Consider the following 4,505-nt stretch of genomic DNA (forward strand, 5'->3'; position numbering starts at 1 on the left):
AAAATTTTGTACAGGCACTTGTGCAGGGCCGTTTACCTGCACTTGCACGCCTGAGTCAGGTTTTGGGTTTCAGGGAGGCAACAGCCGTTGCCGGAAAAAAAGTGCTTCTACTTTTCGACAAGTATAAAAAATATATTAAACCAATCCGTCGCAAACAATTGGAAATTGTATGGCCTCTTTACAAAATATAAAACCCGCTTCCCGCATTTCCGGAAGCACTACTCCCCCCGCACTGCGTGAGGCGCTCTATCATATTTTTTCGGGTTGCGGCGAGGGACTTTGGCTGGTGGGTGGAACCGCATTGGCCGGTTATTACGCGAAGCACCGCCGCTCCGATGATCTGGATTTGTTTGCCGTTGACGAAACCGCGCATCGTGCCGCCACACTCGCCGCGAAATCCCTGAAAAACAAGGGAGCACTCCTGACAAATGAAAGAACCACGCCAAACTATTATCATGCCGACGCGCAGTTTCGCGGACATCCTTTCACCATTGACATTGTTTTGGACGAGCATTTGCACGCGACAGGAAAGGCCATTCAAACCCAAGACAAAATCTGGGTTGCCGATTTACCCACATTGTTCGCCATGAAAGCGGCGTGCCTGATAAGCCGCTGTTCGGAAAAAGACCTTTTTGATCTCGACTGGATTCTTTCGCATGTCCCTCATTTTGAAATTGAAAATTTGATTCAGGCCGGAGCCCAGTTTGATGGTGGCCTTAATGTGGAAACACTTTTAATCAGTCTTCAGGGCGGGACACTCCATAAGGAGGCTTGCCATTTTCTTTTGCCGAAAAGTTCCATGACCGTGGCTGAAGCTTACAAAAAAATTATAGCGCTCCGAGAAACTCTAATTGAGAAGTTGATGGTCTATCAGAAAAAACTCTCTTTGAGTAATGATGCAAAAGCATTGGCCCAAGCCGTCAAAGATCAAAAAAAAATATAAAACACGGTCACCTATTCTGCTGGACAACGAAAATGCCTTCGGCGATGTCTTGATCTATGGCGATTTCTGTCTCTTGAACGCGTATCAAAAAAGCGGGGCTGAGACTTGCCAGATGCACGAGCGCTCCCGGAGTGACCCCGAGACCGCTTAGACGTTCCAGCAACGCATGATATTTGGGAGACATAAACACAATTTTGTAATTTTCTCCCACATCGCCGCCGGAGAGCGGCATGACCAAAGGTTTGACCGCGTCCACAAACATTTTACAACACTCACCGGGAGGAATGGGTCTTCCATGCGGACAGGTAGGCGGATGACCCAAAAAAGAACAAATCCCGTCCACCGCTTCGGCGGTCAGAACCGTTTCATGTTCCATTCTGCAAGCCATCGCCTGCATGGCTTCTTCAGAAAGATTAAAAATCACGCCGAAAAGGCGCTCCGATAAACGATGACGGCGCACAAGGTTCCGCGCAATCGTCTCTCCTTTCGGGCGAAAGGATAAAGCACCATTTTGTTTCTGCAGAAATCCGTCAGAAATCAGTTCGGCAGTTGCTTTTTGTTTTGTTGTCTCATCAACGAGGGCAAGGCAATGGTCTTTTTCTTCCGTCCCCTTCTCGCGATTCAACCAGAGACGCACAAGAATGTGGTCCTTGATTTCATCAAGGCTCATTTTTTCCGAATTGTTTTCCTTAGAACTCATTTCAAAACCTCCTCTACTGCAACGCTGGCTTTTTGGCTACGACCGCGTCAGATTTCGCAGAAAACTCGTCAACGTAGCTATGGCTACGCCTCCGAGTTTTCTGCTCATCTTCCTTGTCTCGCTCAAAAATCCAGCGTTTCGTTGACGAGGAGATTTTGAAATGAGTTCTAATCTCCTCACACTGTTAAAAAATTTCGATTCTTCGACAAATTCATAATAGCAATTGGGACATCGGGTCATGCCACACCTTTTGGACAAGATGCATCCGCCACACGCGGCTTCCAGTTTCCCAAATAAAAAACCGCACAAAGGGCATCCTACACGTTTGGAAATTGCGTTCATTTCAATATCCATCGTAAAATTCCTCCCACAAAAAATGCAAACGGAACAATGAAGCACGTCATTTTAACCGCCGTTTTAATACCCTGTTCCTTAATCATCATAAAAATGTTTGCAACACATGGGATAAACAGCGTGATCACAACAAGCGCAATAAGCGCCTGCACCACATCGAGTTGTCCGCGGGAAAACATGTCAAAGAAACCGGTCGCCCCGTAGTCACGACGTAAGAATCCGATAAGAAAAGCGTTTGCGGCCTGTTCTGGAAGTCCCAACACATGCACCACGAGAGGACTTGCAAAACGCTGGATATATACAAGTGCGTTGCAAGCATCGAGCAAAAACAGGATTAACGTACCAAGTAGAAATAGCGGGACCGCCTCCTTAATATACCACTCCATGCGTGAGAAAACTTTTTTAGCGACATTTTTAAACTGCGGCAGGCGCATGGGTGGAATTTCCATGACGAAAGCATTTCCTTCTCCCTTGATAATTTTGTTGGAAGCGAAACCGACAAAAAACATAACCCCGATCAAAACTCCAAGCCAAACCCAGAAAGTCCAAAGCGGCATCTGACCGAACATTCCCAGAATGACACCGAGCTGAGCGGAACAGGGAACCGCCAGCGCCAGCAGAAGAATCACAATTGTCCGTTGTTTGCGGGTTTCCAGAATGCGCGTGGTTAGCGTGGCCATGGTATCGCAACCCAGTCCCAACACCATCGGAAGCACCGCTTTGCCGTTGAGCCCCATCCACTTGAAAGCGCGATTCACCATGACCGCCAGACGCGGTAAATATCCTGAATCTTCCATAATACTGAAGGCGATAAAAAATGTGGTGACAATGGGCAACACAATCGCAAAACCGTAGGAGAGTCCCATCGTCACAAGACCGTAGGGACCGACAAACATGTCATGAAGCAGACGGAGCCAGAAAGGAGCGCCGGCGGCCCCCAGCGTGTAGGTACCGATGACCCTTCCCTCTTCCACAAGATGCACGTGGTCAAAATAAAAAATTTTGTCGGCCAAATGAATAGCACCCGGAGAAATATATTTTGCAAAAATGCCGTTTTCGATGAAATCAACCGCCATGCCCGCACCAAAGTCTCCAACAAATTTGTAGACCAACCACAAAATGCCGGCCAAAAAAACAAAACCCCAAAAAGGATGCATGGTGTAGTGGGAAAGCCATGCCCCGAGGGGACGTCCCTTTGTTTGCTGTTGTATCGTTCCGGTCAAAAGACTTTGCACCGCCGCCACTCTTTCCCGGCTCATGAGAAAATTGACAGGCTCTGCATATTGGGTCGCCAATTTGCGTACGATTTCCTCTATTTTTTCCCGCGTTGTGTCGGGAAGCTTTGGAAACAATTGATGACTTAAACGACGATCCCCGGACGCCAACATAACGGCCACAGCTTTTCTTCCGACGATGTTGGAAGGCAATATCGCCTCAATCTGATCCACCGCATTCTGAAAATTTTCCGAATACCGGAAAGCATAACGGGGCACTTTGACTTCGCCCATCATTTTTTTGATCTGGTCCAACCCTATTTTTTTGACAGCCACTGTCATGATAACCGGAATACCCAACTCCCTCTCCAGTTTGCGCGCATCAATTTTGATACCGGCTCTTTCCGCCTCATCACACATATTAATGACGAGCATCATGGGACAATTCATTTCCTGTAATTGCAGAGTGACGGGAAGGGCGCGCTGTAAATTTTTGACATCCGCCACCTGAATGACAATGGCGGGCGTCTCCAACAAACAATCGCGCGTGACACATTCATCTTCGGACATTGGGAGGAGCGAGTTGATCCCGGGGGTGTCGATCACATCATAGGTGACGTTCGACAGCGTGGTGGTTCCCCTAGACACGGCAACGGTGGTACCGGGGTAGTTAGAAACCATGGCGTAAGCGCCTGTAAGCCAGCCAAAAATAACGCTTTTCCCGACATTCGGGTTTCCGACCAGCAGGATTTTCGGATTTGTTCCACTTTGTTCCATGCGGCGTTAGCCAATACTAACACCAGACAGGGAAGTCAAACGGAATATCTTAGAAATCCAGCATGTCTTCATCGGGGTGCGCAACGCTGTACATTTTCAGGTCAATCAAGAAAATCATCAGACAAAGAAATTCATCAGACGGATTCATCATCAGAATTCATCAGATTCATCACATCAGATTCCTCAGACGGAGTACCATTGGCAGATTCCTCAGACGGAGTACCATTGGCGAGCATGGACAGATTCCTCAGACGGAGCAGATTCCTCAGACGGAGTACCATTGGCGAGCATGGAGGGTGAAGGGGTTTTAGGGCTTTTAATTTTAAGATGGCTTGTTGATGTAACTGTAACTTACCTGAATTTTCCCATTCCAGATGGAAAACCGTACTACCGACAGATTCCTCAGATTCCTCAGACGGAGTACCATTGGTGGGCGTGGAGGATGAAGGGGTTTTAGGGCTTTTAATTTTAAGAAAGCTTATTGCTACGACTGTAACTCACGGGGATTTTTCTATTT

The 4,505-nt window shown here is 47.6% G+C and carries 4 protein-coding genes; 2 read left to right on the top strand and 2 right to left on the bottom strand.

Features of this window, described 5'->3' with window-relative positions; translation table 11 throughout:
• On the top strand, positions 1-191 hold a 191-nt coding region (locus HY877_03985), incomplete at its 5' end, for a hypothetical protein (GenBank protein MBI5299437.1).
• Positions 170-943, top strand: a complete 774-nt coding sequence (locus tag HY877_03990) for a nucleotidyl transferase AbiEii/AbiGii toxin family protein (GenBank protein MBI5299438.1) — start codon at positions 170-172, stop codon at positions 941-943. The genes HY877_03985 and HY877_03990, both read left to right, overlap by 22 nt.
• A 7-nt stretch (positions 944-950) precedes the next feature.
• On the opposite strand, the gene HY877_03995 is transcribed toward HY877_03990, so the two are convergent.
• Positions 951-1,643 carry a metal-dependent transcriptional regulator gene (locus HY877_03995; protein MBI5299439.1) on the bottom strand — a complete coding sequence of 231 codons (693 nt, stop codon included), beginning with the start codon at positions 1,641-1,643 and terminating at the stop codon, positions 951-953.
• A 338-nt stretch (positions 1,644-1,981) separates the two neighbouring features.
• Positions 1,982-3,988: a ferrous iron transport protein B gene (feoB, locus tag HY877_04000; protein MBI5299440.1), complete on the bottom strand. Its 2,007-nt coding sequence runs from the start codon at positions 3,986-3,988 to the stop codon at positions 1,982-1,984.
• Positions 3,989-4,505 lie beyond the last annotated feature (517 nt).

The sequence above is a fragment of the Deltaproteobacteria bacterium genome (assembly GCA_016213065.1).
In the GTDB taxonomy this organism is placed as follows: domain Bacteria; phylum UBA10199; class UBA10199; order SPLOWO2-01-44-7; family SPLOWO2-01-44-7; genus JACRBV01.

Bases quoted from the DNA above. Each gene is read 5' to 3' on its own strand.
- HY877_03990 (MBI5299438.1), top strand. From the start codon at position 170: ATGGCCTCTTTACAAAATATAAAACCCGCTTCCCGCATTTCCGGAAGC.
- HY877_03995 (MBI5299439.1), bottom strand. From the start codon at position 1,643: ATGAGTTCTAAGGAAAACAATTCGGAAAAAATGAGCCTTGATGAAATC.
- feoB (MBI5299440.1), bottom strand. From the start codon at position 3,988: ATGGAACAAAGTGGAACAAATCCGAAAATCCTGCTGGTCGGAAACCCG.